Raw genomic sequence first — 26670 nt, 5'->3', positions numbered from 1 at the left:
AAATAATGACAAAACGTGTAACGATTATTGATGTAAAAGACTATGTTGGTCAGGAAGTGACGATTGGCGCTTGGGTTGCCAATAAATCAGGAAAAGGAAAAATTGCCTTCTTGCAATTGCGTGACGGAACAGCCTTTTTCCAAGGTGTAGCCTTTAAACCAAACTTTGTAGAAAAATTTGGTGAAGAAGTGGGACTTGAAAAGTTTGATGTTATCAAACGCTTGAGTCAAGAAACTTCTGTTTATGTGACAGGTATTGTCAAAGAAGACGAACGTTCTAAGTTTGGTTATGAGCTTGATATCACAGATATCGAAGTGATCGGTGAATCTCAAGACTACCCAATCACACCAAAAGAACACGGAACAGACTTCTTGATGGACAACCGTCACTTGTGGCTCCGTTCTCGTAAGCAAGTAGCGGTGATGCAAATTCGTAACGCGATTATCTACGCAACTTATGAGTTCTTCGACAAGAACGGCTTCATGAAGTTTGATAGCCCAATCCTTTCAGGAAATGCGGCAGAAGATTCAACAGAACTCTTTGAAACGGACTACTTCGGAACGCCAGCCTACTTGAGCCAATCAGGTCAGCTTTACCTAGAAGCAGGTGCGATGGCTCTTGGTCGTGTCTTTGACTTTGGTCCAGTATTTCGTGCTGAAAAATCAAAAACACGCCGTCACTTGACTGAGTTCTGGATGATGGATGCAGAGTACTCATACTTGACACACGATGAGTCACTTGACTTGCAAGAAGCTTATGTAAAAGCTCTTCTTCAAGGTGTTCTTGACCGTGCGCCTCAAGCCCTGGAAACCTTAGAACGTGATACAGAACTCTTGAAACGCTACATTGCAGAGCCATTCAAACGTATCACTTACGATCAAGCTATTGACCTCTTGCAAGAGCATGAAAACGATGAAGATGCTGACTACGAACATCTTGAGCATGGTGATGACTTTGGTTCACCACATGAAACTTGGATTTCAAACCACTTTGGTGTGCCAACTTTTGTTATGAACTATCCAGCAGCCATCAAGGCCTTCTACATGAAACCAGTTCCTGGAAATCCAGAGCGCGTGCTTTGTGCAGACTTGCTTGCTCCAGAAGGTTACGGAGAAATCATCGGTGGATCTATGCGTGAGGAAGACTACGATGCATTAGTTGCTAAGATGGATGAACTTGGTATGGACCGTACAGAGTATGAATTCTACCTTGACCTTCGTAAATACGGTACAGTTCCACACGGTGGATTTGGTATCGGTATCGAGCGTATGGTAACCTTCGCAGCAGGAACAAAACACATCCGTGAAGCCATTCCATTCCCACGTATGTTGCACCGTATTAAACCTTAAAAATAAAAAAAGTTATTATAATAAAAAGAAGGCTAAACCCTTCTTTTTTTGAACTCTGGGTACAAAAATAATATACAAAAAACGAGAATATATAGATCTTTTTGGTTGACTAGTTTTAAAAATATATGATAAAATTGAAAAATGAATATTGAGTTGTGGTGTCGTCAAAGAAGGTGTTCTTTAGCAGGAGAGGAAGGGAAAACTGAGGACTTCAACCTTATTCTAAATTAACATATATATAAATAAGGAGAAAACATGTATTCAAGAATGGAAAAATACCATGGTAGAAGAGCTCAGCGCTTTTCTATTCGTAAGTATAGTTTTGGTGCGGCTAGTGTTCTTTTGGGGACTGCTCTTCTTTTAGGAGCAAATGCTGTTAAAGCTGATGAAGCAAGTACTGCTTCTACAAAAACTCCAGAAGTTACAAATTCTGATAAACAGAAACCTGATTCAGCCATAACAACACCAGTTGTGGAGGAACTTCCAGAATTAAAGATTGATGTTGTAAAAGCAGATGAAAAACCGGAAGTAAAAGAAGACGCTAAAACTGAAGCAAAACCTGTAGCAGAAAAAGAAGTTACCGTTAAAGCTGAAAAAGAAAAGCCAGCTAAAGAGCAAACTGATAAAAAAGAAACAGATAAAAAAGAAACAGATAAAGAAAAAACTGCGCAGATCGAAACAGAAAAAGCACAAGATGAAGTGAAGACAGTTCTTACTCAATTGACTTCAGAAGCTGATGTTATGGCATCTGTAGCTTCAAACTTCTCAGATAAAGAAGTCAAAGATGAATCGGCTAAAAAAGAACTTGCGGTTACGATTGAAGCAGTGAAGCTTGAAGCAGCGAAGTCTAACGATTTGCTTTCATCCGATGCATCTAAAGACCAAATGGTAGCTCAAGTGAATCGTCTTTCTGCTGCCATTGAAGCAGTTTATACGGAAATGAAACGTGCTGGCCATGCAGGTAAAGTAGAATCGGTATTAGCTGCTACTGCATCAAAAATTACAGGTAAAGATGTTTTTAAAGATGGAGAAACAGTTAAAGCTGTAACAAACGCTTATGTTGATATGAATGCAGATAATACGGCTCCTATAGGATGGGGATTTGATACTACTATTAGTACATCTACACTTAAAGCGGGTTCTATTACAAAAATTGAACTTACTAACTTAGCTGAGCTAGGTAGTGGTTTGGCTGTAAATACAGAAATCAGAGCGACTGATGGAACAGTAGTTGGTAAAGTTAAATCTATCGATTATAAAACAACTACAGGAAACAACAATAACAAATCTGTACCATATTGGTCACAACGTACACAACGTGGTATGACTTATGATCAGCGTGTTGCTGAACAACCAGCGGTAGCTAATGAAACTGGTACATATACTTACAACATCGAGTGGAACGATAAAGTAAAAGACTATCCGAATGTGTCGTTTGGAGCGAGTAATTTATCGGGTAATGGATATTTAGCACCACAAATTTCTAAAGATACAGATTATAAAGCGACTATCAAAATCGATGGGCGTACGGTTCTTGAACATACTTATACAAGAAAAGGTCAACAACCTAGCTATCAAAAACAAGGTACGAGTGCATCACTAAGTGAAAACAATGGATTGTCATACCTTAACAATGAACTAAAAGGTAGAAGTGATTCAATCGTATTAAAAACGGATTCAGATGTTCGCTATGGAGTAGGATCTAAATTTACGATCAAACTTCCTAATGCTGATTTTACAGAATTTAAAGAACTTGAAGGAAGTTCTAACTTTGTAAATGGATTAAATACAGCGTCTACTATTAACCCTAATAAAGGTGATAGTATTACTTATCGTCCACAAAATCGTTGGTCTAATGCTAGAGCTAATGAAAACAATGTATGGATTTTACAAGATGGTCGTGATACTGGTTTTACATTAACACCTAGACTAATTTCACCAACGGAATTAGAGCTTACTGTTACAGAAGGAACTATTCAAGAAGATTCTATAGTCTCTATGCCTCTTCAATCTTTAGGTATTGAGAAAGTAGTAAAAGATAAAACCTTAACAAGTGAATATTCTAATATTACTTATGAAAATGGATTAATTAAACAAGGTTATGTAGGAAACGATAAAACTGCAGCAACTCTTACTGTATCAGGTGGAGAATCTGTTAACGGTGAGAAAGAAGATGTTATAACTAAAGTGCCAAACGGTTGGAGTGTTAATGGTGACGGTAAAGTTCAAGGTGAGCCGCCAACAGGAGCTGTTGTTAGAACATTCAAAGATTTAGTGACAGGTAAAGTTATAGGTTTCGAACCAACAAGATATACGGGGAATATTCCTTTAAGTGAAGATGGTTCAAAAGATTATACTAATGTGCTTGGAAACAAATATGATGTAAGTAATGATCACGTAGACTTAGTTAAAGAAGTTAATGGAGAAGAATACATTCTTGCAGATCTTCCTCCTGAAAACGTAAAAGGAACACTAAGTGTTACGAAGACAAGAGCAAGAGATTTATATTCTGAAGAAGAATTAAAAGCTAAAGGTATAAATGGATCTGCATTTGTTACCCCAGCAGAGTATGATTATGTTAAGAAAACAAAAGTAGAAGAAGTAAACCGTACAATTAAATTTGTATACGCTGATAATGTTGCAGGCTTAGCGGGTACTGATGTATTCCCATCACAAAAACAAACTGTAAGCTATACAGGTTCAATCAAGTTAACTGCAGAAGGTAAAGCGGTAATTAACTCTAATGACAGACCGGTTTATATTAACTGGAAAGGAACTGATGGACAAAGCACTGATCTTCCAGAACTTGCAGTACCTCAAAAAGAAGGTTACATCGCAAGTGTAGAAAAAGTTCCAGTACAAGCAACAACAGCTACAGATGAAGATTACGAATATGTTGTTAAATATACAGCAATCCAAAAAGCGAAAACAACATTTGTAGACGAAAAAGGAAATGCAATTCCAGGAGTAGCTGAAATTACAGAACAAGGTGGATCAGAAACTCCATTAACAAAAGAAGCTGATGTTAAAGCTAAGATCAAAGAACTTGAAAACAAAGGATATGAATTAGTATCTAATACATACCCAGAAGGTGGTAAGTTCGATACGGATAAAGATACAGATCAAGAGTTCAAAGTAATACTTAAACAAAAAGAAGTTACAGTAACACCAGATCAACCAAAAACACCAGGAACTCCAGTTGATCCAAACAACCCAGACGGACCTAAATACCCAGCTGGCTTGGAAGAAAAAGATCTAAACAAAACTGTTACACGTACAATCACTTATGTGTACGAAGATGGAACTCCGGTATTAAATGAAGACGGCACTCCAAAAGTTGTTACCCAAGAGGCTAAATTCACTCGTGAAGCTAAGGTCAACTTAGTAACAGGTGAAGTGACTTACGGAGATTGGACTCCAGCTCAAGACTTAGCTGAAGTTAAATCACCAGTAGTTAAAGGATACTTAGCTGATAAAGCAAGTGTTGCGGTGGTAAATGTAACAGGTGATTCTGAAGATATTAAGGAAGTAGTAACCTACAAACCAATCGGATCATGGATTCCAAACATCCCAGGACAACCAACAACCCCAATCAAGTATCCAAATAATCCAGATGATCCAACAAAACCAGGTAAACCAACAGAAACATTACCATACGTACCAGGATTCACACCGAAGGATAAAGATGGAAATCCACTTAAACCAGTAGATCCAACAGATCCAACAAAAGGATACGAAGTACCAAATCTTCCAACAGATCCAAGTCAAGACACACCAATCAACTACGTAAAAGATACGCAAAAAGCGAAAACAACATTCGTAGATGAAAAAGGAAACCCAATTCCAGGTGTTGACGCTCTTACTGAAGAAGGTGATTCAGACACACCACTTACAAAAGAGGCTGATGTAAAAGCGAAAATTAAAGAGCTTGAAAACAAAGGATATGAATTAGTTTCTAATACATACCCAGAAGGTGGTAAGTTCGATAAAGATAAGGACACTGATCAAGAGTTCACAGTAACACTTAAAGAACGTGTTGTACCAGTAACACCAGATCAACCAAAAACTCCAGGAACTCCAGTAGATCCAAACAATCCAGACGGACCTAAATACCCAGCTGGCTTGGAAGAAAAAGATCTAAACAAAACTGTTACACGTACAATCACTTATGTGTACGAAGATGGAACTCCAGTATTAAATGAAGACGGAACACCAAAAACAGTAACACAAGAAGCTAAATTCACACGTGAAGCTAGGATCAACTTGGTAACAGGTGAAGTGACTTACGGAGATTGGACTCCAGCTCAAGACTTAGCTGAAGTTAAATCACCAGTAGTAACAGGTTTCTTAGCTGATAAAGCAAGTGTTGCGGTGGTAAATGTAACAGGTGATTCTGAAGATATTACGGAAGTAGTAACATACAAACCAATCGGATCATGGATTCCAAACATCCCAGGACAACCAACAAACCCAATCAAATATCCAAATAATCCAGATGATCCAACAAAACCAGGTAAACCAACAGAAACATTACCATACGTACCAGGATTCACACCGAAGGATAAAGATGGAAATCCACTTAAACCAGTAGATCCAACAGATTCAACAAAAGGATACGAAGTACCAAATCTTCCAACAGATCCAAGTCAAGACACACCAATCAACTACGAAAAAGATACTCAAAAAGCGAAAACAACTTTCGTAGACGAAAAAGGAAATGCAATTCCAGGAGTAGCTGAAATTACAGAACAAGGTGGATCAGAAACTCTATTAACAAAAGAAGCTGATGTTAAAGCTAAGATCAAAGAACTTGAAAACAAAGGATATGAATTAGTATCTAATACATACCCAGAAGGTGGTAAGTTCGATACGGATAAAGATACAGATCAAGAGTTCAAAGTAACACTTAAAGCTAAAGAAGTTACAGTAACACCAGATCAACCAAAAACACCAGGAACTCCAGTAGATCCAAACAACCCAGACGGACCTAAATACCCAGCTGGCTTGGAAGAAAAAGATCTAAACAAAACAGTAACACGTACAATCACTTATGTGTACGAAGATGGAACTCCAGTATTAAATGAAGATGGAACACCAAAAACAGTAACACAAGAAGCTAAATTCACACGTGAAGCAAAAGTAAACTTAGTTACAGGAGAAGTTACATACGGAGATTGGACTCCAGCTCAAGACTTAGCTGAAGTTAAATCACCAGTGGTTAAAGGATACTTAGCTGATAAAGCAACAGTACCAGCTACAAAAGTAACTGCAGATTCAAAAGATACTACAGAAGTAGTTACCTACAAACCAATCGGATCATGGATTCCAAACATCCCAGGTCAACCAACAACTCCAATCAAGTATCCAAATGACCCACAAGATTCAACAAAACCAGGACGACCAACAGAAGTGTTACCATACGTTCCAGGATTCACTCCAGAAGATAAAGATGGCAACCCACTTAAACCAGTTGATCCGAAAGATCCATCAAAAGGATATGTAGTACCAAACCTCCCAACAGATCCAAGTCAAGATACAGTAATTAACTACGTAGCAAACAAAGCTAAACTAGTAGTTAAATATGTAGATGAAAATGGCAAAGACTTAATCCCTTCAGAAACAACAGAAGGAAAAGTAGGAGATGAGTACACAACAACTGGAAAAGTTATCCCAGGACACCTACTTGTTCGTGTTGAAGGAGAAGCAAAAGGTAAGATTGGAAAAGACGGTTCAACAGTAACATACGTGTACAAACCAATCGGATCATGGATTCCAAACATCCCAGGTCAACCAACAACTCCAATCAAGTATCCAAATGACCCACAAGATCCAACAAAACCAGGACGACCAACAGAAGTGTTACCATACGTTCCAGGATTCACTCCAGAAGATAAAGATGGCAACCCACTTAAACCAGTTGATCCGAAAGATCCATCAAAAGGATATGTAGTACCAAATATCCCAACAGATCCAAGTCAAGATACAGTAATTAACTATGTTCCAAATCCTAAGGAAGTAGAAAAACCTGTTAAACCAGGTCAACCTTCTAAACAAGAAACACCTAAATATGTTGAAGGTCAAAAAGAATTGCCTAACACAGGTACAGAAGCTAACGCTAGCCTTGCAGCGCTTGGACTTCTTGGAACCCTAGGTGGATTTGGACTTCTTGCTCGCAAGAAAAAAGAAGATTAAAAACTCATAGTTTTTGAGAAGATGATTCGTCATCTTCTTTTTTTATTTCAGTGTTTTTACTTGCGTAAAAAAATATTTTCTAGTATAATAGTTTATTGTGAGCGAACCTCACTTACCCCTTGCAAAGTCTTGGGGTCATTAGACCAAAAGGAGGAACATATCAATGGCTAAATACGAAATTCTTTATATTATTCGTCCAAACATTGAAGAAGAAGCTAAAAACGCTTTGGTAGCACGTTTTGACTCTATTTTGACTGACAACGGTGCAACTGTTGTTGAATCAAAATCTTGGGAAAAACGTCGTCTTGCATACGAAATCAAAGATTTCCGTGAAGGACTTTACCACATCGTTAACGTTGAAGCAAACGACGATGCAGCTCTTAAAGAGTTTGACCGTCTTTCAAAAATCAACGCTGACATTCTTCGTCACATGATCGTCAAAACTGACGCGTAAGAAGGTAAACTATGATTAACAATGTTGTACTTGTAGGGCGTATGACACGTGACGCTGAGTTGCGTTATACCCCATCAAATGTAGCAGTTGCGACTTTTACTCTTGCAGTAAACCGTACATTTAAGAGTCAAAATGGCGAACGTGAGGCTGATTTTATCAATGTCGTTATGTGGCGTCAACAGGCTGAGAACCTTGCTAATTGGGCTAAAAAAGGCTCACTTATCGGGGTGACAGGTCGTATCCAGACTCGTAGTTACGATAACCAGCAAGGACAACGTGTCTACGTGACAGAGGTCGTGGCTGAGAATTTCCAAATGTTGGAAAGCCGTAGTGTGCGTGAGGGTCACACAGGTGGAGCTTATCCTGCACCAACTGCAAACTATTCAGCGCCTACAAATTCAGTACCAGACTTTTCACGTGATGAAAATCCATTTGGAGCAACAAATCCATTGGATATTTCAGATGATGATTTACCATTCTAATGGACAACTAAAATTATAAAGGAGAAAAAACATGGCTCAACAACGTCGTGGCGGATTCAAACGCCGTAAAAAAGTTGATTACATCGCAGCAAACAAAATTGAATATGTTGATTACAAAGATACTGAGCTTCTTAGCCGTTTCGTTTCAGAACGTGGGAAAATCCTTCCTCGTCGTGTAACAGGAACTTCAGCTAAAAACCAACGTAAAGTAACAACAGCTATCAAACGTGCTCGCGTAATGGCTTTGATGCCTTTCGTAAACGAAGATTAAAGAAAAGACCCGGTTGGGTCTTTTTTTCACGAGCTTTGAAATGAGAGAGCGAGTTTGGGTCCGAGTGGACCTCTTTTTCAGACCCGGTTGGGTCTTTTTTCACGAGATAGTTTTTTTCTGACTTTGGCGTGCTATAATGGTAATAGAAAGAGTAAAGGTGGGTAAGTCAAAAATGAATTGTACGATTAGAAATATGATTAAGTCTGATATTGAATCCTTATCTCATGGATTTATGAATCAAGGTTGGCCTGGTAGAGAGGAAATTTTGGCTAGATATTTTCTGGAACAGGAAAGTGGTGAGAGAGAAGTCTTAGTTGCAGAGATTGATGGTGCTGTAGCGGGCTACGTTACCATTTTGCCCTCTGCTAAACATGGTCCTTTTGCAGAAGTCTATCCAGAATTATCAGATTTTAATGTGTTTGAGCCTTTTCGAAATCAAGGGATTGGGAATCAACTGCTAGAAGAAGCAGAAAAACGAGTCAAGGTTGTTTCGAGTAAGGTCACTCTTGGTGTAGGTTTGCACTTGGGGTATGGTCCTGCCCAGAGATTGTATATCAGACGGGGCTACATTCCAGATGGGACAGGTATCTGGTATAGAAATAAACCGCTAGAGATGGGTGCAAGTTGTCAAAATGATAATGATTTAGTTTTATACTTATCCAAGGACTTACAATAAAACTGGAAACTTTTTGAAAATAGGGGATTTAGCTACTTTATGGTATAATGGAAAGAGTTAGATTGAAAGAGGTAGTGAGATGGATGCCAAATTAAGATACAAGGCAAAGAAAATCAAGATTGTCTTTTTTGATATTGATGATACATTGAGAAATTCCAAGACGGGTTTTATTCCAGCTTCAATCCCAACTGTTTTTAAGCAATTACGTGAGAAAGGAATTTTGACAGGTATTGCTTCTGGACGAGGGATTTTTGGTGTCGTACCAGAGATTCGTGAACTCAAGCCTGACTTTTTTGTGACCTTGAATGGGGCTTATATTGAAGATAAAAAAGGCCAGGTCATTTATCAACATCAGATTGAGAAGTCAGATGTTGAGGATTATATCTCTTGGGCTAAGGAAGAAGGAATTGAGTATGGCTTGGTTGGGAGTCATGATGCCAAATTGTCGACTCGCACCGATATGATTAGTGAAGCGATTAATCCAATTTACCCTGATTTGGATGTGGATCCTGATTTCCACGAGAAAGAAGACATCTATCAGATGTGGACTTTTGAAGATAAGGGAGATGACTTGCACTTGCCTGACAGTCTCTCAGACAAACTTCGCATGATTCGTTGGCATCAACATTCGTCTGATATTGTGCCGATTTCAGGCTCCAAAGCGACTGGTGTGGAAAAGGTTGTGGAACACCTAGGATTGAAACCAGAGAACGTCATGGTTTTTGGAGATGGGCTGAATGACTTGGAACTCTTTGATTATGCTGGAATCAGCGTTGCAATGGGAATTTCTCATGATAACATCAAAGAGAAAGCAGATTATATTACAAAAACATTAGAAGAAGATGGCATTTTTGATGCCTTAGAAGGATTTGGTATGGTAGAAAAAGAATTGCATTTCCCACAAGTAGATATTGAAACAGTAGAAGGTCCTCTTGCGACCATTAAAACCAATCATGGAGACTTGCGTATCAAGCTCTTCCCTGAACATGCTCCTAAAACAGTGGCTAACTTTGTTGCTCTTTCAAAAGATGGCTATTATGATGGTGTCATTTTCCACCGTATTATCAAGGACTTTATGATTCAAGGTGGAGACCCAACTGGTACTGGTATGGGTGGCGAGTCAATCTACGGTGAATCATTTGAGGATGAATTCTCAGAAGAACTTTACAACGTCCGTGGTGCCCTTTCTATGGCCAATGCTGGTCCAAATACCAACGGTAGCCAGTTCTTTATCGTGCAAAATCAACATTTGCCTTATTCTAAGAAAGAAATTGCTCGTGGTGGTTGGCCAGAACCAATCGCAGAAATCTATGCCAACCAAGGTGGAACTCCTCATTTAGACCGCCGTCATACTGTTTTTGGTCAGCTAGCTGATGAAGCGTCTTACGCTGTCTTGGATGCCATTGCTTCTGTTGAGACAGGGGCTATGGACAAGCCAGTTGAAGATGTCGTGATTGAAACAATTGAAATCGAGGACTAAGATGAAAATCGGTGATAAGCTAAAGGGCCGTATTACAGGGATTCAGCCCTACGGTGCCTTTGTTGAGCTAGAGACGGGTGATACGGGGCTGATTCACATTTCAGAGATTCGGACAGGCTTTATTGAAAATATCCAGGAAGCCTTGAAAGTCGATGAAGAGGTTCAGGTTCAAGTAGTGGATTTAGATGAATTTACAGGGAAAGCCAGCCTTTCTATCCGCACTTTGGAGGAAGAAAAGCACCAGTTTCCGAGACGGAGACGTTTTTCAAGCGACCGTTTTAACTACGGCTTTGCGCCTCTTAAACGAATGATGCCAATTTGGACCAAGGAGGCCCTTCAACATTTGAAGAATCAGAAGCACTAGTTAGAAATTTCTATCTTTTGTAATGTTAATATAAATTTGCTATAATAGGACCATGGAAGAAGAACAATTATTAAAATCAGGAGAGCGTATTAACCAGCTCTTTTCGACAGATATTAAAATCATTCAAAATAGAGAGGTTTTTAGCTATTCGGTGGATAGTGTTCTCTTGTCACGTTTTCCACGTTTTCCTAAAAAGGGCTTGATAGTGGATTTTTGCGCTGGAAATGGAGCAGTGGGGCTATTTGCTAGCACTCGGACTCATGCACAGATTTTGGCTGTTGAAATTCAGGAGCGTTTGGCAGATATGGCTGAACGCTCTGTCCGTTTGAATGGTTTGGAAGAGCAGATGGAGGTCATCTGTGATGATTTGAAAAATATGCCTGCTTACATTCAGGGAAGTAAGGTGGATATGATTTTGTGTAATCCACCCTATTTCAAGGTGGATCCTCATTCCAATCTGAACGAGAGTGAACATTATCTCTTGGCGCGCCATGAAATTACGACTAATTTGGAAGAAATCTGTCGTAGTGCCCAGAGTATTCTCAAATCCAATGGACGCTTGGCTATGGTTCATCGTCCTGATCGACTTCTGGATATTTTGGATACGTTACAACGGCATAATCTAGCCCCTAAGCGCCTGCAGTTTGTTTATCCAAAAAGAGAAAAGGAAGCCAATATGCTTTTGATTGAGGCTATCAAGGATGGGTCGACAAGTGGCTTTAAGGTCTTGCCGCCTCTCATTGTTCACAATGATGATGGCTCTTATACACCTGAACTTGAAGAGATTTATTATGGATCATAAGGCTTATATGTACGTACTGGAGTGTCGTGACGGATCCTACTATACAGGCTATACGACTGATGTGATGAGACGCCTCGCTGTCCACAATAGTGGAAAGGGAGCCAAATACACACGAGCACGCTTGCCAGTCAAACTTATCTATGCTCAAGGTTTTGCCAGTAAGGAAGAAGCCATGTCAGCTGAAACCCTTCTCAAGCGTAAGAAGAGGCCACAGAAGGAAAGATTTTTATCTGAAAACCAAGATAGAAATTTACTCAGTTATTTTGAAGAATCGTGAGGAGTCCTTTGACTCCTCTTACTTTTGTCAAAAAGCGAAAAAAATGCTACAATAAAGAGAATAAACAAAATGAGGTATTATCATGTCTAAGATTCTAGTATTTGGTCACCAAAATCCAGACTCAGATGCCATCGGGTCATCTGTAGCCTTTGCCTACCTTGCAAAAGAAGCTTACGGTTTGGATACGGAAGCTGTTGCCCTTGGAACTCCAAATGAAGAAACAGCCTTTGTCTTGAACTATTTTGGTGTGGAAGCACCGCGTGTTATCACTTCTGCTAAAGCGGAAGGAGCAGAGCAAGTTATCCTGACTGACCACAATGAATTCCAACAATCTGTATCAGATATTGCTGAAGTAGAAGTTTATGGTGTTGTGGACCACCACCGTGTGGCTAACTTTGAAACTGCAAGCCCACTCTACATGCGTTTGGAGCCAGTTGGTTCAGCGTCTTCAATCGTTTACCGTATGTTCAAAGAACATGGTGTAGCTGTACCTAAAGAGATTGCTGGTTTGATGCTTTCAGGTTTGATTTCAGATACCCTTCTTTTGAAATCACCAACAACACACCCAACAGATACAGTTATTGCTCCAGAATTGGCTGAATTGGCTGGTGTCAACTTGGAAGAGTATGGTTTGGCTATGTTGAAAGCTGGTACAAACTTGGCTAGCAAATCTGCTGAAGAATTGATTGACATCGATGCTAAGACTTTTGAATTGAACGGAAATAATGTCCGTGTTGCTCAAGTAAACACAGTGGACATCGCGGAAGTATTGGAACGCCAAGCAGAAATTGAAGCTGCAATGCAAGCTGCCAACACAGCAAACGGCTACTCTGACTTTGTCTTGATGATTACAGATATCGTCAACTCAAACTCAGAAATCCTAGCACTTGGTGCTAATATGGATAAGGTAGAAGCGGCTTTCAACTTCAAACTTGAAAACAACCATGCCTTCCTTGCTGGTGCTGTTTCACGTAAGAAACAAGTGGTACCTCAATTGACTGAAAGCTTTAATGCTTAAGATTTTGAGTGTTAATTCAAATTAGGAAAGGCTAGTTTGCCTTATATCGAAAGGAGTTTCGGCTCCTTTTTTTCTAGGAGTGAAGCATGTTAGAAAATGGCGATTTGATTTTTGTGAGAGATGATTCAGATATAGGACAGGCCATCCAGACTTCCACAGGCAACTATAACCATGTTGCCATTTGTTTGGATGGGATGATTTACCACGCTAGTGGAAAATTTGGTGTTATCTGTCAAGAACCAGCAGACTTCTTTGAGTCTAATCACTTGTACGACCTCTATGTCTACCCAGAAATGGATATCCAGTCGGTGAAGGAAAGAGCTTGCAAACATCTGGGAGCTCCTTATAATGCTTCTTTCTATCCAGATGGAGCTGGTTTTTACTGTTCCCAGTATATGGCAGAAATCCTACCGATTTTTGAAACCATTCCCATGAAATTTGGTGATGGGGAGCAGGACATTAGTGATTTTTGGAGAGAGTATTATAGAGAACTAGGTCTGCCTGTGCCTCTGAACCAAGCTGGGACCAATCCCAGTCAGTTGGCAGCATCGCCTCTGTTAGAATGTAAAGAAAGGAATCTTCATGATTCAGATTTTTAATCCATCTCGTTTGACGAGACAGCCATTTTTTGGAGAATTGATCCGCTATCTGGACCAGCATGAGGATGTGATTTTACGAGAAATTAAGGCTCAATTTCCAGATGTGGCAGTTGATAAACTCATGGAAGAGTATATAAAGGCTGGCTTGATTCGTCGGGAAAATAAGCGCTATTACCTTAATCTTCCCATGCTTAAATCACTCGATAGTCTCGAACTGGATCAAGAGATTTTTGTCAGCGAAGATAGTCCAGTCTATCAAGCCTTGTTAGAGCAGAGTTTTGAGACGGAATTACGAAATCAAACCAATGCAGCTATTTTAGTTGAAAAGACAGACTTTGCGAGATCAAAAATGACCCTGTCCAATTATTTCTACAAGGTCAAACATCAGTATCCTTTGACAGAAAAACAACAGGAACTTTATGACATTTTGGGAGATGTCAATCCTGAGTATGCTCTCAAATATATGACGACTTTTTTGTTGAAATTTCTCAAAAAAGACCAGCTTATGCAGAAACGCCGTGACATCTTTGTGGACAGTTTAGTTGTCCTAGGTTATATTGTCCAAAATGAAGATGGAAAGTATGAGTTGGCTATTGACTTGGATAAGGAAAGACTAACTTTCTACTTTGCGTGATTTCTTGTTTCTGAGCACATTGTTTGACTTTCCTTAGTATTCGGTATAAACTATATGTAACCGGTAACACATATCGGAATAAAATTAAAGGAGACAATCATATGTCACTTGAAAACAAATTGGAACAAGCAACAGGCGCTATCAAAGAAGGATTTGGTAAAGTTACTGGAGATAGCAAGACTGAAGCGGAAGGCGCTGTAGAAAAGACAGTTGCTAAGGCAAAAGAAGTAGTTGAAGATGCTAAAGGTGCTGTAGAAGGTGCCGTTGAAGGTTTGAAAAACGCTTTTAAATAAAGATAGAAAAATCAAGGGTTTCATTTCCCTTGATTTTTTTACTATCTTATAAATAATTTTCTGCGATGGCTGCATCTCCTGGATAGGCTTCTTTCTTGCCTTGGACGATTTGGTAGCAATCGGCTCCCTTACCAGCGATAATCACAGCATCTAATTCGTGATTTGTGATAGCCATGGCTGCCTTGATGGCTTCTTGGCGATCCGCAATTTTTTCAACAGGATGATTGATGTAGCTACTGATTTCATCTGCAATAGCCATTGGGTCTTCATAGTTGGGGTCATCAGCAGTTAGAAAGACTTGAATCTCAGGGTGTTGATTGAGGAGGAGGCCAAAGTCCTTACGACGACTTTCTCCCTTATTTCCTGTCGAACCGAGAACCAGAGCAATCTTTCCAGTTTGATGAGTTTCTACAACATTGATTAGTTTTTTTAGACTGTCACCATTGTGTGCATAGTCGATAAAAACCTTAGCGCCATTTTTCTGCGTGAGGACTTCCATACGACCAGGAACACGGGTTGCAGCGATTCCTTTTTTGATGTCCTCAAGACTAGCTCCGAGACGGAGACAGGCAAGTCCAGCAGCAACTGCATTTTCTTGGTTGAAGTGTCCAATTAGTTGGATATCATAATCTCCAGCGAGTTTACCCGTAGCTGAAAAACTAAAGGCTTTGGAATTCTCGATTTGGTTGCTCGACTGACTACCGTAGAAATCATGGTCTTGATCTTCTACTTGTTCTTTTAAGACAGAAAAGTGGTCCATGTCACTGTTAATGATGACTGCTCGGCTATTTTTCATCAAGAGACGCTTGTGGTAGAAGTAGTCTTCAAAGCTAGGGTGTTCAATCGGGCCGATATGGTCGGGGCTGATATTGAGGAAAACTCCCACATCAAAGGTTAGACCATAGACACGTTTGACCAGATAGGCCTGACTGGATACTTCCATGATGAGGTGAGTACGGCCATTTTGCACAGCTTGATTCATCATATCAAAGAGGTCAATACTCTCAGGGGTTGTTAATGCAGACTTAAAGAAAGTTTTGCCATCTAGAGTTGTATTCATGGTCGAGAGCATAGCAGGTCGATGCCCTTGAGATAAAATGTTATAGGCGAAGTAGGCTGCTGTTGTTTTACCCTTAGTACCAGTAAAGGCAAGGAGTTTGAGTTTTTTCTGTGGATTGCCATAAAATTCCATAGCTACCAAACTCATGGCTTTCTTGATATCACTGACGATGATAGCAGGAATACCAACCTCATAGTCTTTTTCAGCCACATACCAACCGAGGCCTTGAGAGATGGCGGAAATCAGAAATTCCTTCTTAAAGGCAGCACCTTTAACGAAAAAGAGGCTCTTTTCTTTAGCCTTGCGGCTGTCATAGCAGATGGTGTCAAATATGACATGGCTGTAGTTGTAGTGATAATGTCCTTGGTCGATAATCTCACGGAAGAGATCATCTTTCTTTAAAATATCTAATACGGTTTCAATCTTAATCATACTTTCTATTGTAAACCGAAAGTCGTAAATTTACAAGTGACAAGGAAAAGTTTATAATGGAAGATGAGGAATTTTTCCTAGTGATTAAAATTAAATGAGGAATCTATGTCTAACGAAAACAATCACCAGCAGGCCCAGATGTTGCGGGGGACTGCTTGGCTAACGGCTAGTAACTTTATCAGTCGTCTACTCGGTGCCATTTATATCATCCCTTGGTATATCTGGATGGGGTCTTATGCGGCTACAGCAAATGGTCTCTTTACTATGGGCTACAATATCTATGCCTGGTTCTTGCTGATTTCAACAGCAGGTATTCCAGTTGCGGTTGCCAAGCAAGTTGCCAAGTACAATACCATGCGAGAAGAGGAGCATAGCTTTGCCCTGATTCGGAGCTTTTTAGGCTTTATGATAGGACTAGGTTTGGTTTTTGCTTTAATCTTGTATGTCTTTGCTCCTTGGCTAGCAGACTTATCTGGCGTGGGCAAAGACTTAATCCCAATCATGCAGAGCTTGGCTTGGGCGGTCTTGATTTTCCCATCGATGAGTGTGATTCGAGGTTTCTTCCAAGGGATGAATAACCTGAAACCTTATGCCATGAGCCAAATCGCTGAGCAGGTCATTCGGGTTATCTGGATGCTTCTAGCAACCTTTATCATTATGAAGCTTGGTTCGGGAGACTATCTAGCAGCAGTCACCCAGTCTACCTTTGCGGCCTTTGTGGGAATGGTAGCTAGCTTTGCTGTCTTGCTTTATTTCCTCTATAAAGAAGGAATGCTTCAAAAAGTTTTTGAAACACGAGATAAGATTGATAGCAAACACCTGTTAATGGATACGATTAAGGAAGCTATTCCTTTTATCTTGACTGGTTCGGCTATTCAGCTTTTCCAAATCTTGGACCAAAATACCTTTATCAATAGCATGAAGTGGTTTAGCAACTATAGTAATGAAGACTTAATTGTCATGTTTTCTTATTTCTCAGCCAATCCTAATAAAATCACTATGATTTTGATTTCTGTTGGAGTTTCAATTGGGAGCGTCGGCTTGCCGCTTTTGACTGAAAACTATGTTAAGGGGGACTTGAAGGCGGCTTCTCGTCTAGTTCAGGACAGCATCACTATGCTTTTCCTATTCTTGCTACCAGCAACAGTTGGAGTGGTTATGGTAGGAGAACCTCTCTATACTGTCTTCTATGGCAAGCCAGATAGTTTGGCCATGGGCTTGTTTGTCTTCGCAGTTTTACAGTCTACTATTTTAGGCTTGTACATGGTCTTGTCTCCAATGCTTCAAGCCATGTTCCGCAACCGCAAGGCAGTTCTCTATTTTATCTATGGTTCCATTGCCAAGCTGGTCTTGCAACTGCCAACCATTGCTCTCTTTCACAGTTACGGGCCTTTGATTTCTACAACAATTGGTCTTATTATTCCTAATGTTTTGATGTATCGGGACATTTGCAAGGTAACTGGTGTTAAGCGCAAGGTGATTTTGAAACGAACCATTTTAATCAGTTTGTTAACTCTTTTCATGTTCCTAGTAGTTGGGATATTGCAGTGGATTTTAGGATTTGTCTTCCAACCAAGTGGACGTTTGTGGAGTTTTCTTTATGTAGCCCTTGTCGGTGCCATGGGTGGAGGAGTTTACGGAGTCATGAGTCTTCGTACCCATTTGTTGGATAAGGTGATTGGAAAAGCCCAAGCAGATCGCTTACGAATCAAATTAAAGTTAACTTAAAAAATATTTATAAATAAAAGGGATAATTTGAACATTTCTATCATGAAATGCTTAGATTATTCTCTTTTTTATTAATTTGTAGAATGATAACTAAAGTTTGTAGATGGTAATTTTATTTTTCTTAAATTTTACTTAAAAAACTATTGACTAAATAAAACCCAAGTTGTATAATAAGACAAATATTTAAATCAGGAGGTTCTGGAGATGAAAAAGTCTAAAGCCAAGTATGCAGCACTTGCAGGTGTCGTGTTAAGTGCAGGTATTTTATTAAGCGCGTGTGGAAATTCAAGCACAGGGTCAAAAACATACAATTATGTTTATTCAAGCGATCCATCTAGTTTGAATTATCTAGCAGAAAACCGTGCCACTACCAATGATATTGTGACTAATCTAGTAGATGGTCTCATGGAAAATGACCAATATGGGAACTATATTCCATCCTTGGCAGAGGATTGGAGCGTTTCTCAAGACGGTTTGACTTATACCTACAAACTGCGTAAAGATGCTAAATGGTATACTGCAGATGGAGATGAATATGCTCCAGTAACTGCCCAAGATTTTGTCACTGGGCTGAAATACGCTGCTGATAAAAAATCAGAAGCCTTGTACTTGGTGCAAGAATCCGTTGCTGGTTTAGATGACTATATCACTGGTAAAACAACAGACTTTTCAACTGTTGGAGTTAAGGCTCTTGATGACCAGACAGTTCAATATACTTTGACTCGACCAGAACCTTACTGGAACTCAAAAACAACTTCAACGATTCTATTCCCTGTTAATGCGGAGTTCTTGAAATCAAAAGGTGATGATTTTGGAACAGTTGATCCTTCAAGTATTTTATACAATGGACCTTTCTTGATGAAATCCTTTGTTTCAAAATCTGTCATTGAATTCAAGAAAAATCCTAACTACTGGGATGCTAAAAATGTCTTTGTAGATGATGTGAAATTGGCCTATTATGATGGTAGTGACCAAGATGCACTGGCTCGTAACTTTGTGGAAGGTGCTTATAGCTACGCTCGTCTTTATCCAAATAGTTCAAGTTTTGAAGGAATTAAAGAAAAGAATAAGGACAATATCATTTATAGTTTACAAGATGCTACTTCTTACTTCTTAAACTTTAACCTTGATAGAAAATCTTATCAATTTACTTCAAAAACAAGTGATGCTGAAAAGAAATCGACTCAGGAAGCGGTTCTTAATAAAAACTTCCGTCAAGCTATTAATTTTGCCTATGATCGTACAGCTTATGGGGCTCAATCTCAAGGAGAAGATGGTGCAACTAAGATTTTGCGTAACCTAGTAGTCCCACCAACATTTGTAAGTATTAACGGAAAAGACTTTGGTGAAGTAGTAGCCTCTAAGATGGTGAATTATGGTAAGGAATGGCAAGGAATCAACTTTGCGGATGCCCAAGATCCATACTACAATCCTGAAAAAGCCAAGGCTAAATTTGCAGAAGCTAAGAAAGAACTCCAAGCCAAAGGAGTCCAATTCCCTATCCACTTAGATGAAACTGTAGATTTGACCAATAAGGCAGAAATTCAAGGGATTAATTCCATGAAACAATCAATTGAATCTGTCTTGGGTTCAGATAATATTGTGATTGATGTTCACCAACTTTCTACTGAAGATTATGACAATACAAGTTATTTGGCTCAAACTGCTGCTCAGAAAGATTATGATCTTTACAATGGTGGTTGGAGTGCAGACTATCAAGACCCTTCAACCTATCTTGATGTCTTTAATGTTAATTCTGGTGGTTTGATGCAAAATCTAGGTTTAGAGCCAGGTCAAGCCAATGATAAAGCCAAGGCTGTTGGACTGGATGTCTACACTCAAATGTTGGAAGAAGCTAATAAGGAACAAGATATTGCAAAACGCTATGAAAAGTATGCTGAGATCCAAGCGTGGTTGGTAGATAGCGCTTTAGCGATCCCGAATGTTTCTAAGGGTGGAACACCAACATTGAGAAAAATCGTTCCTTTTTCAACACCATATTCATTGGCTGGTAATAAAGGGGTCGAATCATATAAATACCTCAAATTACAAGATAAGACAGTCACCAAAGACGAATATGATAAAGCCAAGGAAAAATGGCTGAAAGAAAAAGAAGAATCTAATAAAAAAGCTCAAGAAGAATTGGCAAAACATGTAAAATAAGGATTTTTCAAGAAAACGATGGTTTCTAAGGAAACTGTCGTTTTTTATGGACTAATGTTAAATTTGGAAGAAAAGTGCTTACATTTTTTAAATTGTTCATCAGGTTTATGATATAATGAATATAATAAAAGTTGTGAGAAGCTATTTTTTAAATCCTCTTCCAGTGTTAACTGGAGTATATACATGCTAGGATGATTTTATAGGAGGGATGTTATTTACTGAAAAAGTAAGATAAAATGCAACAAATGATAAGTTCTTCTTTTATGTGAAGAATTCTTAACTGTCTATTTAGTGATTTTTATGGAGGTATCATCATGGGTGCTATTATGGAGTTTGCAACAGAAAAACAGATTGAATCACTTCTTTCAACTTGCCACATTGAAGGGCAAAAGAATTTTCTGATGGCTTTTAAGAAAAATACATGGTTGAAATCATTTATTGATTTCTTCATTATAGGAGGGATTTACTATGTTCAGTCGAGTGTGAAGCCTAAGATTCTGGCATTCACACCTAAGGGAATCTACTTGATGGACATCAGTGATGTAACAGAAAATCATTCTAATCAAGTCGTAGAAATGCCTTGGAATCAAGTTCAAGATTTTACTTATAAGACAGTCTTGAATACAGTTAGGTTGAACTGGAACTATCAAAATGAAGACTATATTTTTTCCGTGGATGTCGGTCAGATTAGTCAGCATGTGGGCCGGTATCAATTTAATAAAGAGCATTATGACAATTTAGCCCAACAGGATTTCTTTCGGTTAAAGTAAACCCTAGCAATCATTTTCACAAAAGAATCTGGAAGCTTTTCTGGATTCTTTTTAGCTTTACTCGATAAGTCTATAGTTTGAAACTATAACTAGCTCTTGAAAAGAAGAAAATGAGTTGATGAAAATAAGTGGTACAATAGTTACTATAGATTTGGAGGTATTGTATGAGCAAGGAATTACACATCAACACAATTTTGGCCCAGGCGGGTATTAAATCAGATGAAGCGACAGGAGCTTTGGTGACACCGCTTCATTTTTCAACGACCTATCAGCATCTAGAGTTTGGTAAATCTACTGGATTTGACTATACGCGTACCAAAAACCCAACTCGCAGTAAGGCTGAAGAAGTCTTGGCAGCTATTGAGTCCGCAGACTATGCCCTAGCGACTAGCTCAGGGATGTCAGCTATTGTACTGGCCTTTAGTGTCTTCCCAGTAGGAAGTAAGGTCTTGGCTGTCCGTGACCTTTACGGTGGTTCTTTCCGCTGGTTCAATCAAGTGGAGCAGGAAGGCCGTTTCCATTTTACCTATGCCAATACAGAAGAAGAGTTGATTGGCGAGTTGGAGAAGGATGTGGATGTTCTCTATATTGAAACCCCAACCAACCCTTTGATGTTGGAATTTGATATTGAAAAGCTAGCAAAATTGGCTCATGATAAGGGGGCCAAAGTGGTGGTGGACAATACCTTCTACAGCCCTATCTACCAACGTCCGATTGAAGATGGAGCAGATATCGTTCTTCATTCAGCAACCAAGTATCTAGCAGGCCACAATGATGTCTTGGCTGGAGTGGTTGTGACCAATAGTTTAGAACTATACGAAAAACTTTTCTACAATCTCAATACGACAGGGGCAGTCTTGTCTCCATTTGACAGCTACCAGTTGATTCGTGGTCTCAAGACCTTGTCTCTTCGTATGGAGCGCTCAACAGCTAACGCCCAAGAAGTGGTTGCCTTTTTGAAGGATTCTCCAGCAGTTAAGGAAGTTCTCTACACTGGTCGTGGAGGCATGATTTCCTTTAAAGTAGCGGATGAAACGCGTATTCCTCATATTTTGAACAGTCTCAATGTCTTCTCTTTTGCGGAAAGTTTGGGTGGGGTAGAAAGTCTCATTACTTATCCAACGACGCAAACTCACGCTGATATTCCAGCAGAAGTGCGCCATTCTTATGGTTTGACAGATGACCTCTTGCGTTTGTCGATTGGGATTGAGGATGCTAGAGATTTGATTGCAGATTTGCGCCAAGCCTTAGAAGGATAAGACAAGATGGGAAAATATGATTTTACAAGCCTGCCCAATCGTTTAGGGCACCATACCTATAAATGGAAAGAAGCAGAAACGGATAGTGAAGTCCTACCAGCTTGGATAGCGGATATGGACTTTGTAGTCTTGCCTGAAATCCTCCAAGCCGTGCAGACTTACGCTGATCAACTGGTTTATGGCTATACCTATGCCAGTGAAGAGTTAATTAAGGAAGTTCAAAAGTGGGAAGCCACACAACACGGTTACCACTTTGACAAAGAGGCTCTTGTCTTTATCGAGGGTGTGGTACCAGCCATCTCAACAGCTATTCAAGCTTTTACAAAAGAAGGCGAGGCGGTTTTGATTAACACACCTGTCTATCCACCATTTGCTCGCAGTGTCAAGTTGAACAATCGCAGATTGATTACTAATTCTTTGGTGGAAAAGGATGGTCTGTTTGAGATTGACTTTGATCAACTGGAGAAGGATTTGGTGGAAGAGGAGGTCAAACTCTATATCCTTTGCAACCCTCACAATCCTGGTGGACGTGTTTGGGAAAAGGAAGTGTTGGAGAAGATTGGCCAACTCTGTCAAAAACACGGTGTTTTCTTGGTTTCAGATGAGATTCACCAAGATTTGGCCCTCTTTGGTCACAAGCATCATTCCTTCAATACCATTGATTCTGCCTTCAAAGATTTTGCTATCGTCTTGAGTAGTGCCACTAAAACCTTTAACATAGCTGGAACAAAAAATTCATATGCAGTTATTGAAAATCCTAAGTTGCGAGTGGCTTACCAGAAACGCCAGTTGGCCAATAACCAGCATGAAATTTCAGGCTTGGGTTATTTGGCGACAGAAGCTGCTTATCGCTATGGGAAGGATTGGCTAGAGGAACTCAAGCAAGTCTTTGAAGACCATATCAATTATGTGGTGGAACTGTTTGGAAAAGAAACTAAAATCAAGGTCATGAAACCGCAAGGGACCTACTTGATTTGGCTTGATTTTTCAGCTTATGATCTGACTGATGAAAGATTGCAAGAGCTGTTGAGAAATGAAGCCAAGGTTATCCTCAACCGTGGTTTGGATTTTGGGGAGGAAGGAAGTCTCCATGCCCGTCTCAATGTAGCCATGCCTAAATCCCTGTTGCAAGAAGTTTGTCAGCGGATTGTGACGACTTTTGCTAAACGTTAAAATCCAGCCTTCTAGGAGAAAAGTCATCCTAGAAGGCTATTTTCATAGGGGAAAATATGGTATAATAAAAAGATAAGGTAAAGGTAAAAATATGGCTAAATTGATTCCGGGGAAAGTCCGTATCGAAGGCGTTGCCCTTTATGAAACTGGTAAAGTTGACATCATCAAGGAAAAGAATAATCGGCTCTACGCTCGCGTTGCAGAAGAAGAACTGCGCTATAGTCTAGAGGATGATTTGGTTTTTTGTGCATGCGATTTTTTCCAAAAGAGGGGCTACTGTGTGCATTTGGCGGCGCTGGAGCATTTTCTGAAAAATGATGAGTGCGGCCAGGAAATCTTGCAGAATCTGGAAGAAGGTCATGAAGAAAAAGAGGCCGTTGAAACCAAGGTGACCTTGGGTGGCAAATTTTTGGACCGAATCTTGTCTCCAAAATCAGAACGCGCCTATGAGTTGTCAGCTGTGGGTCAGGTGGAAGCAGGGAGCAATCATATCTTGTGGACGCTGAGAATCGGGCAAATCAATAGTCAAAAATACTACGTCATTCGGGATATTCCGCTTTTTTTAAGAGTCGTCGAGAAGAGAAAACCTTATATGATTGGCAAAACTTATGAGGAGTCTCTGTCTTGGGAAGTCTTTAATGAGGAAAGTCAAGAGCTTCTGACTTTCTTGCGCGGACTAATGGAGGAAGGACAGGCTTCAGATCTCTTTTTCCAAAACCAAGGTCGGCACCTCTTTTTTCCTCTGACCTTTTTTGAGCAGGGTGTGAATTTACTGATGGCCTTGCCCCATTTTCAATTTGACCATCAAGTGGATAGCTACCAAATCCTACTTTTTCAGGATTTGCATGCTGATGCCAATCTATTTGCCTTTACAGTAACAGAATACTCGGATTATTTTGAAATGGAAATCAGTGAGAGTCCAAGGGTCAATGTCTTTTATCAGGGAGCTGTGCTTTTCCATAAAGGACAGGTTTATTTTCTAACAGACCAGCAGATGCGTCTTCTCAAGGAAATCAAAGCGCTACCTTTGAATCAACATGGAAAGAAATACCTGCAATTTGATAGCAGTGACAGAGATAAGTTGGCTTCTTGTCTAACGCTCTTTGGCCAGATGGGCACCGTTTTAGCTCCTGAACGTTTACAAATTAAATCCTTTGCACCCTCTTTTTACTTTGACAGGGAAGAGGATAATCGAATTCGTTTAGAAATTCAGTTTGATTATGGAAATAGACAGGTATCTAGCCGACAAGAGCTAGAAGAATTACCTTTTTCGAGTGATGCTGACTTAGAAGAAAGAATTTTCCAAGTCGGTTTGGCAGCTGGATTTGAAGCAGATTTTCAATCTTGGCGTCAGGCCTTAAAAGTAGAGTCTGTCTATCATTTCTTCCATGACATCATTCCAGTCTTTGAAAAACTTGGAAATGTTGACCTATCAGACAAGCTAGAAGAAATTTATAGCCTAGCAAGCCCTCAAGTGCAAATTGCTTCCAAGGGAGGTCTCTTGGAAATCCAGTTTGATTTTCAAGATATCGACCAAGAGGAAATAGACCAAGCCATGAAGGCCTTGGTTGCCAATCAAGATTTTTACATTGATTCGTCTAATCAAGTCTACTTTTTCGATGAAGAAACCAAGAAGATTCGCCAAAATCTACAGGAACTGGGGCAGTTTGAATTAAAAGATGGGGCCTTGCAGGCTCGAAAATCTTTGGCTTATAGTTTAGCTCATCTCTTTGAAGGACGAGATCGTGTTTCTTTTTCACAAGAATTCCAGAATCTGGCCCAGGATTTGACGCATCCAGAGGACTTTCCTTTGCAAGCAACTCAGGTTCAGGCTGATTTACGAGATTATCAGGAAAAGGGAATTCGTTGGTTGCAAATGCTCCATTATTATGGTTTTGGTGGGATTTTGGCTGATGATATGGGACTTGGTAAAACCCTGCAGACCATTGCTTTTTTGACCAGTCAAGTGACAAAAGAAAGTCGGGTCTTGATTTTAGCTCCGTCAGGTTTAATCTACAACTGGGCAGATGAATTTCAGAAGTTTGCCCCACAGTTGGATGTAGCTGTTGTTCATGGCTTGAAAGCTAGTCGTGAAGAGATTCTTGCTGAAAGCCATCAAATCTATGTGACGAGCTATGCCACCTTCCGTCAGGATAGCGATCTTTATCAGGGGATGGCCTTTGACTTTCTTTTCTTAGATGAGGCCCAGGTCATGAAAAATGCCCAGACCAAGATAGCCCAGACCTTGAGACAATTTGTGGTGCCGTCAGTTTTTGCCCTTTCAGGGACACCGATTGAAAACCATCTGGGTGAGCTGTGGTCTATTTTCCAAATCGTCATGCCAGGACTTCTGCCAAGCAAGAAAGAATTTATGAAATTGCCAGCAGAGCGAGTGGCTCAGTTTATCAAGCCTTTCGTGATGCGACGTAAGAAAGAAGAAGTTCTGACTGAATTGCCAGACTTGATTGAAGTGGTTTATAAAAATGAACTGGAAGACCAGCAAAAGGCTATCTACCTAGCCCAGTTGCAACAGATGCGGGACCGTCTAGCTCAAGTGTCAGACCAGGAATTCCAGCGAAGTCGAGTGGAAATCTTGTCTGGTCTGATGCGCTTGCGCCAAATCTGTGACACTCCTGCCCTCTTTATGGAAGATTATCAGGGAGCCAGTGGCAAACTGGATAGTCTTCGTGACCTGCTGGTACAGGTGGCAGACGGCGGACACCGTGTCTTGATTTTCTCGCAGTTCAAGGGAATGTTGGAGAAAATTGAACAAGAACTGCCAGACTTGGGCTTGACTTCCTTTAAAATTACCGGTTCGACCCCAGCCAAGGAAAGACAAGACATGACCAAGGCCTTTAACCAAGGAGAAAGAGATGCCTTTCTGATTTCTCTCAAGGCTGGTGGTGTCGGTCTGAATCTGACAGGTGCTGATACGGTTATTTTGGTTGACCTTTGGTGGAATCCTGCGGTGGAAGCGCAAGCTATTGGCCGTGCCCATAGGATGGGTCAGGAAGAAACGGTTGAGGTCTATCGCTTGGTGACCAAGGGAACCATTGAAGAAAAAATCCAGGAACTCCAAGAACAAAAGAAACATTTGGTGTCACAAGTATTGGATGGAACAGAGTCACGTGGCAGTCTGACCCTAGCAGAAATTAGAGAAATTTTGGGAATTTCTGAAGCCAGCACTTGAAAAA

At 40.0% G+C, this 26670-nt stretch carries 21 protein-coding genes; 20 read left to right on the top strand and 1 reads right to left on the bottom strand.

Features of this window, described 5'->3' with window-relative positions; genetic code table 11:
• The first annotated feature begins 5 nt into the window (after window positions 1-5).
• From asnS to MK482_RS08745, 14 genes are all read left to right on the top strand, one after another.
• Window positions 6-1349, top strand: coding sequence for an asparagine--tRNA ligase (gene asnS / locus MK482_RS08810; RefSeq protein ID WP_000167160.1), 1344 nt, complete (start codon window positions 6-8; stop codon window positions 1347-1349).
• 255 nt (window positions 1350-1604) lie between these two features.
• A complete protein-coding gene (locus MK482_RS08805) occupies window positions 1605-7541 on the top strand; it encodes a mucin-binding protein (RefSeq protein WP_268718522.1) in 5937 nt (1978 codons plus the stop codon).
• A gap of 163 nt (window positions 7542-7704) precedes the next feature.
• Window positions 7705-7995 (top strand): 30S ribosomal protein S6, encoded by a 291-nt coding sequence (rpsF, locus tag MK482_RS08800; protein ID WP_001151778.1) that lies wholly within the window; start codon window positions 7705-7707, stop codon window positions 7993-7995.
• 11 nt (window positions 7996-8006) lie between these two features.
• Window positions 8007-8477 carry a single-stranded DNA-binding protein SsbA gene (gene ssbA / locus MK482_RS08795; protein ID WP_153219305.1) on the top strand — a complete coding sequence of 157 codons (471 nt, stop codon included), beginning with the start codon at window positions 8007-8009 and terminating at the stop codon, window positions 8475-8477.
• 31 nt (window positions 8478-8508) lie between these two features.
• Window positions 8509-8748, top strand: coding sequence for a 30S ribosomal protein S18 (gene rpsR, locus MK482_RS08790; RefSeq protein WP_000068664.1), 240 nt, complete (start codon window positions 8509-8511; stop codon window positions 8746-8748).
• Between the two features lie 172 nt (window positions 8749-8920).
• Window positions 8921-9424 (top strand): GNAT family N-acetyltransferase, encoded by a 504-nt coding sequence (locus MK482_RS08785; RefSeq protein WP_268718528.1) that lies wholly within the window; start codon window positions 8921-8923, stop codon window positions 9422-9424.
• Between the two features lie 79 nt (window positions 9425-9503).
• Window positions 9504-10904, top strand: a complete 1401-nt coding sequence (locus MK482_RS08780) for a bifunctional Cof-type HAD-IIB family hydrolase/peptidylprolyl isomerase (RefSeq protein WP_268718521.1) — start codon at window positions 9504-9506, stop codon at window positions 10902-10904.
• Window position 10905: 1 nt separating this feature from the next.
• Window positions 10906-11268 carry a S1 RNA-binding domain-containing protein gene (locus tag MK482_RS08775; protein WP_000689605.1) on the top strand — a complete coding sequence of 121 codons (363 nt, stop codon included), beginning with the start codon at window positions 10906-10908 and terminating at the stop codon, window positions 11266-11268.
• Window positions 11269-11320: 52 nt separating this feature from the next.
• Window positions 11321-12070 (top strand): tRNA1(Val) (adenine(37)-N6)-methyltransferase, encoded by a 750-nt coding sequence (locus tag MK482_RS08770; protein WP_268718520.1) that lies wholly within the window; start codon window positions 11321-11323, stop codon window positions 12068-12070.
• Complete coding sequence (locus MK482_RS08765) at window positions 12060-12347, top strand: GIY-YIG nuclease family protein (RefSeq protein WP_268718519.1); 288 nt, start codon at window positions 12060-12062, stop codon at window positions 12345-12347. The genes MK482_RS08770 and MK482_RS08765 overlap by 11 nt, the downstream gene beginning before the upstream one ends.
• Window positions 12348-12429: 82 nt before the next feature.
• Window positions 12430-13365, top strand: coding sequence for a manganese-dependent inorganic pyrophosphatase (locus MK482_RS08760; protein WP_033685374.1), 936 nt, complete (start codon window positions 12430-12432; stop codon window positions 13363-13365).
• A gap of 86 nt (window positions 13366-13451) precedes the next feature.
• A complete protein-coding gene (locus tag MK482_RS08755) occupies window positions 13452-13964 on the top strand; it encodes a YiiX/YebB-like N1pC/P60 family cysteine hydrolase (RefSeq protein ID WP_261037634.1) in 513 nt (170 codons plus the stop codon).
• Complete coding sequence (locus MK482_RS08750) at window positions 13948-14598, top strand: DUF1803 domain-containing protein (RefSeq protein WP_261037633.1); 651 nt, start codon at window positions 13948-13950, stop codon at window positions 14596-14598. The genes MK482_RS08755 and MK482_RS08750 overlap by 17 nt, the downstream gene beginning before the upstream one ends.
• 101 nt (window positions 14599-14699) lie before the next feature.
• A complete protein-coding gene (locus MK482_RS08745; RefSeq protein WP_000051184.1) occupies window positions 14700-14891 on the top strand; it encodes a CsbD family protein in 192 nt (63 codons plus the stop codon).
• Window positions 14892-14937: 46 nt separating this feature from the next.
• On the opposite strand, the gene MK482_RS08740 is transcribed toward MK482_RS08745, so the two are convergent.
• Entirely contained in the window at window positions 14938-16383 is a 1446-nt protein-coding gene (locus MK482_RS08740) for a UDP-N-acetylmuramoyl-L-alanyl-D-glutamate--L-lysine ligase (protein WP_261074227.1), read from the bottom strand.
• A gap of 105 nt (window positions 16384-16488) precedes the next feature.
• On the opposite strand from MK482_RS08740, the gene MK482_RS08735 reads away from it, so the two are divergent.
• From MK482_RS08735 to MK482_RS08710, 6 genes are all read left to right on the top strand, one after another.
• On the top strand, window positions 16489-18111 hold the full coding sequence (locus MK482_RS08735) for a putative polysaccharide biosynthesis protein (RefSeq protein WP_261074228.1): 1623 nt from the start codon (window positions 16489-16491) through the stop codon (window positions 18109-18111).
• A gap of 204 nt (window positions 18112-18315) precedes the next feature.
• Window positions 18316-20274 carry a peptide ABC transporter substrate-binding protein gene (locus MK482_RS08730; RefSeq protein ID WP_268718518.1) on the top strand — a complete coding sequence of 653 codons (1959 nt, stop codon included), beginning with the start codon at window positions 18316-18318 and terminating at the stop codon, window positions 20272-20274.
• A 314-nt stretch (window positions 20275-20588) separates the two neighbouring features.
• Entirely contained in the window at window positions 20589-21044 is a 456-nt protein-coding gene (locus tag MK482_RS08725; protein WP_268718517.1) for a hypothetical protein, read from the top strand.
• Between the two features lie 164 nt (window positions 21045-21208).
• Window positions 21209-22303, top strand: coding sequence for a cystathionine gamma-synthase (locus MK482_RS08720; RefSeq protein ID WP_268718516.1), 1095 nt, complete (start codon window positions 21209-21211; stop codon window positions 22301-22303).
• A gap of 6 nt (window positions 22304-22309) precedes the next feature.
• Complete coding sequence (locus MK482_RS08715) at window positions 22310-23476, top strand: MalY/PatB family protein (RefSeq protein WP_268718515.1); 1167 nt, start codon at window positions 22310-22312, stop codon at window positions 23474-23476.
• 91 nt (window positions 23477-23567) lie between these two features.
• Window positions 23568-26666: a DEAD/DEAH box helicase gene (locus MK482_RS08710; RefSeq protein ID WP_268718514.1), complete on the top strand. Its 3099-nt coding sequence runs from the start codon at window positions 23568-23570 to the stop codon at window positions 26664-26666.
• Window positions 26667-26670 lie beyond the last annotated feature (4 nt).

The sequence above is a fragment of the Streptococcus mitis genome (genome assembly GCF_026782865.1).
In the GTDB taxonomy this organism is placed as follows: domain Bacteria; phylum Bacillota; class Bacilli; order Lactobacillales; family Streptococcaceae; genus Streptococcus; species Streptococcus mitis_CG.
This window is presented reverse-complemented; position numbering and strand designations above follow the sequence as displayed.

Bases quoted from the DNA above. Each gene is read 5' to 3' on its own strand.
- MK482_RS08715 (WP_268718515.1), top strand. From the start codon at position 22,310: ATGGGAAAATATGATTTTACAAGCCTGCCCAATCGTTTAGGGCACCAT.
- MK482_RS08725 (WP_268718517.1), top strand. From the start codon at position 20,589: ATGGGTGCTATTATGGAGTTTGCAACAGAAAAACAGATTGAATCACTT.
- MK482_RS08735 (WP_261074228.1), top strand. From the start codon at position 16,489: ATGTCTAACGAAAACAATCACCAGCAGGCCCAGATGTTGCGGGGGACT.
- MK482_RS08805 (WP_268718522.1), top strand. From the start codon at position 1,605: ATGTATTCAAGAATGGAAAAATACCATGGTAGAAGAGCTCAGCGCTTT.
- MK482_RS08785 (WP_268718528.1), top strand. From the start codon at position 8,921: ATGAATTGTACGATTAGAAATATGATTAAGTCTGATATTGAATCCTTA.
- MK482_RS08755 (WP_261037634.1), top strand. From the start codon at position 13,452: ATGTTAGAAAATGGCGATTTGATTTTTGTGAGAGATGATTCAGATATA.
- MK482_RS08720 (WP_268718516.1), top strand. From the start codon at position 21,209: ATGAGCAAGGAATTACACATCAACACAATTTTGGCCCAGGCGGGTATT.
- MK482_RS08770 (WP_268718520.1), top strand. From the start codon at position 11,321: ATGGAAGAAGAACAATTATTAAAATCAGGAGAGCGTATTAACCAGCTC.
- MK482_RS08760 (WP_033685374.1), top strand. From the start codon at position 12,430: ATGTCTAAGATTCTAGTATTTGGTCACCAAAATCCAGACTCAGATGCC.
- MK482_RS08745 (WP_000051184.1), top strand. From the start codon at position 14,700: ATGTCACTTGAAAACAAATTGGAACAAGCAACAGGCGCTATCAAAGAA.
- MK482_RS08710 (WP_268718514.1), top strand. From the start codon at position 23,568: ATGGCTAAATTGATTCCGGGGAAAGTCCGTATCGAAGGCGTTGCCCTT.
- rpsF (WP_001151778.1), top strand. From the start codon at position 7,705: ATGGCTAAATACGAAATTCTTTATATTATTCGTCCAAACATTGAAGAA.
- MK482_RS08740 (WP_261074227.1), bottom strand. From the start codon at position 16,383: ATGATTAAGATTGAAACCGTATTAGATATTTTAAAGAAAGATGATCTC.
- MK482_RS08750 (WP_261037633.1), top strand. From the start codon at position 13,948: ATGATTCAGATTTTTAATCCATCTCGTTTGACGAGACAGCCATTTTTT.
- MK482_RS08775 (WP_000689605.1), top strand. From the start codon at position 10,906: ATGAAAATCGGTGATAAGCTAAAGGGCCGTATTACAGGGATTCAGCCC.
- MK482_RS08765 (WP_268718519.1), top strand. From the start codon at position 12,060: ATGGATCATAAGGCTTATATGTACGTACTGGAGTGTCGTGACGGATCC.
- asnS (WP_000167160.1), top strand. From the start codon at position 6: ATGACAAAACGTGTAACGATTATTGATGTAAAAGACTATGTTGGTCAG.
- MK482_RS08780 (WP_268718521.1), top strand. From the start codon at position 9,504: ATGGATGCCAAATTAAGATACAAGGCAAAGAAAATCAAGATTGTCTTT.
- MK482_RS08730 (WP_268718518.1), top strand. From the start codon at position 18,316: ATGAAAAAGTCTAAAGCCAAGTATGCAGCACTTGCAGGTGTCGTGTTA.
- ssbA (WP_153219305.1), top strand. From the start codon at position 8,007: ATGATTAACAATGTTGTACTTGTAGGGCGTATGACACGTGACGCTGAG.
- rpsR (WP_000068664.1), top strand. From the start codon at position 8,509: ATGGCTCAACAACGTCGTGGCGGATTCAAACGCCGTAAAAAAGTTGAT.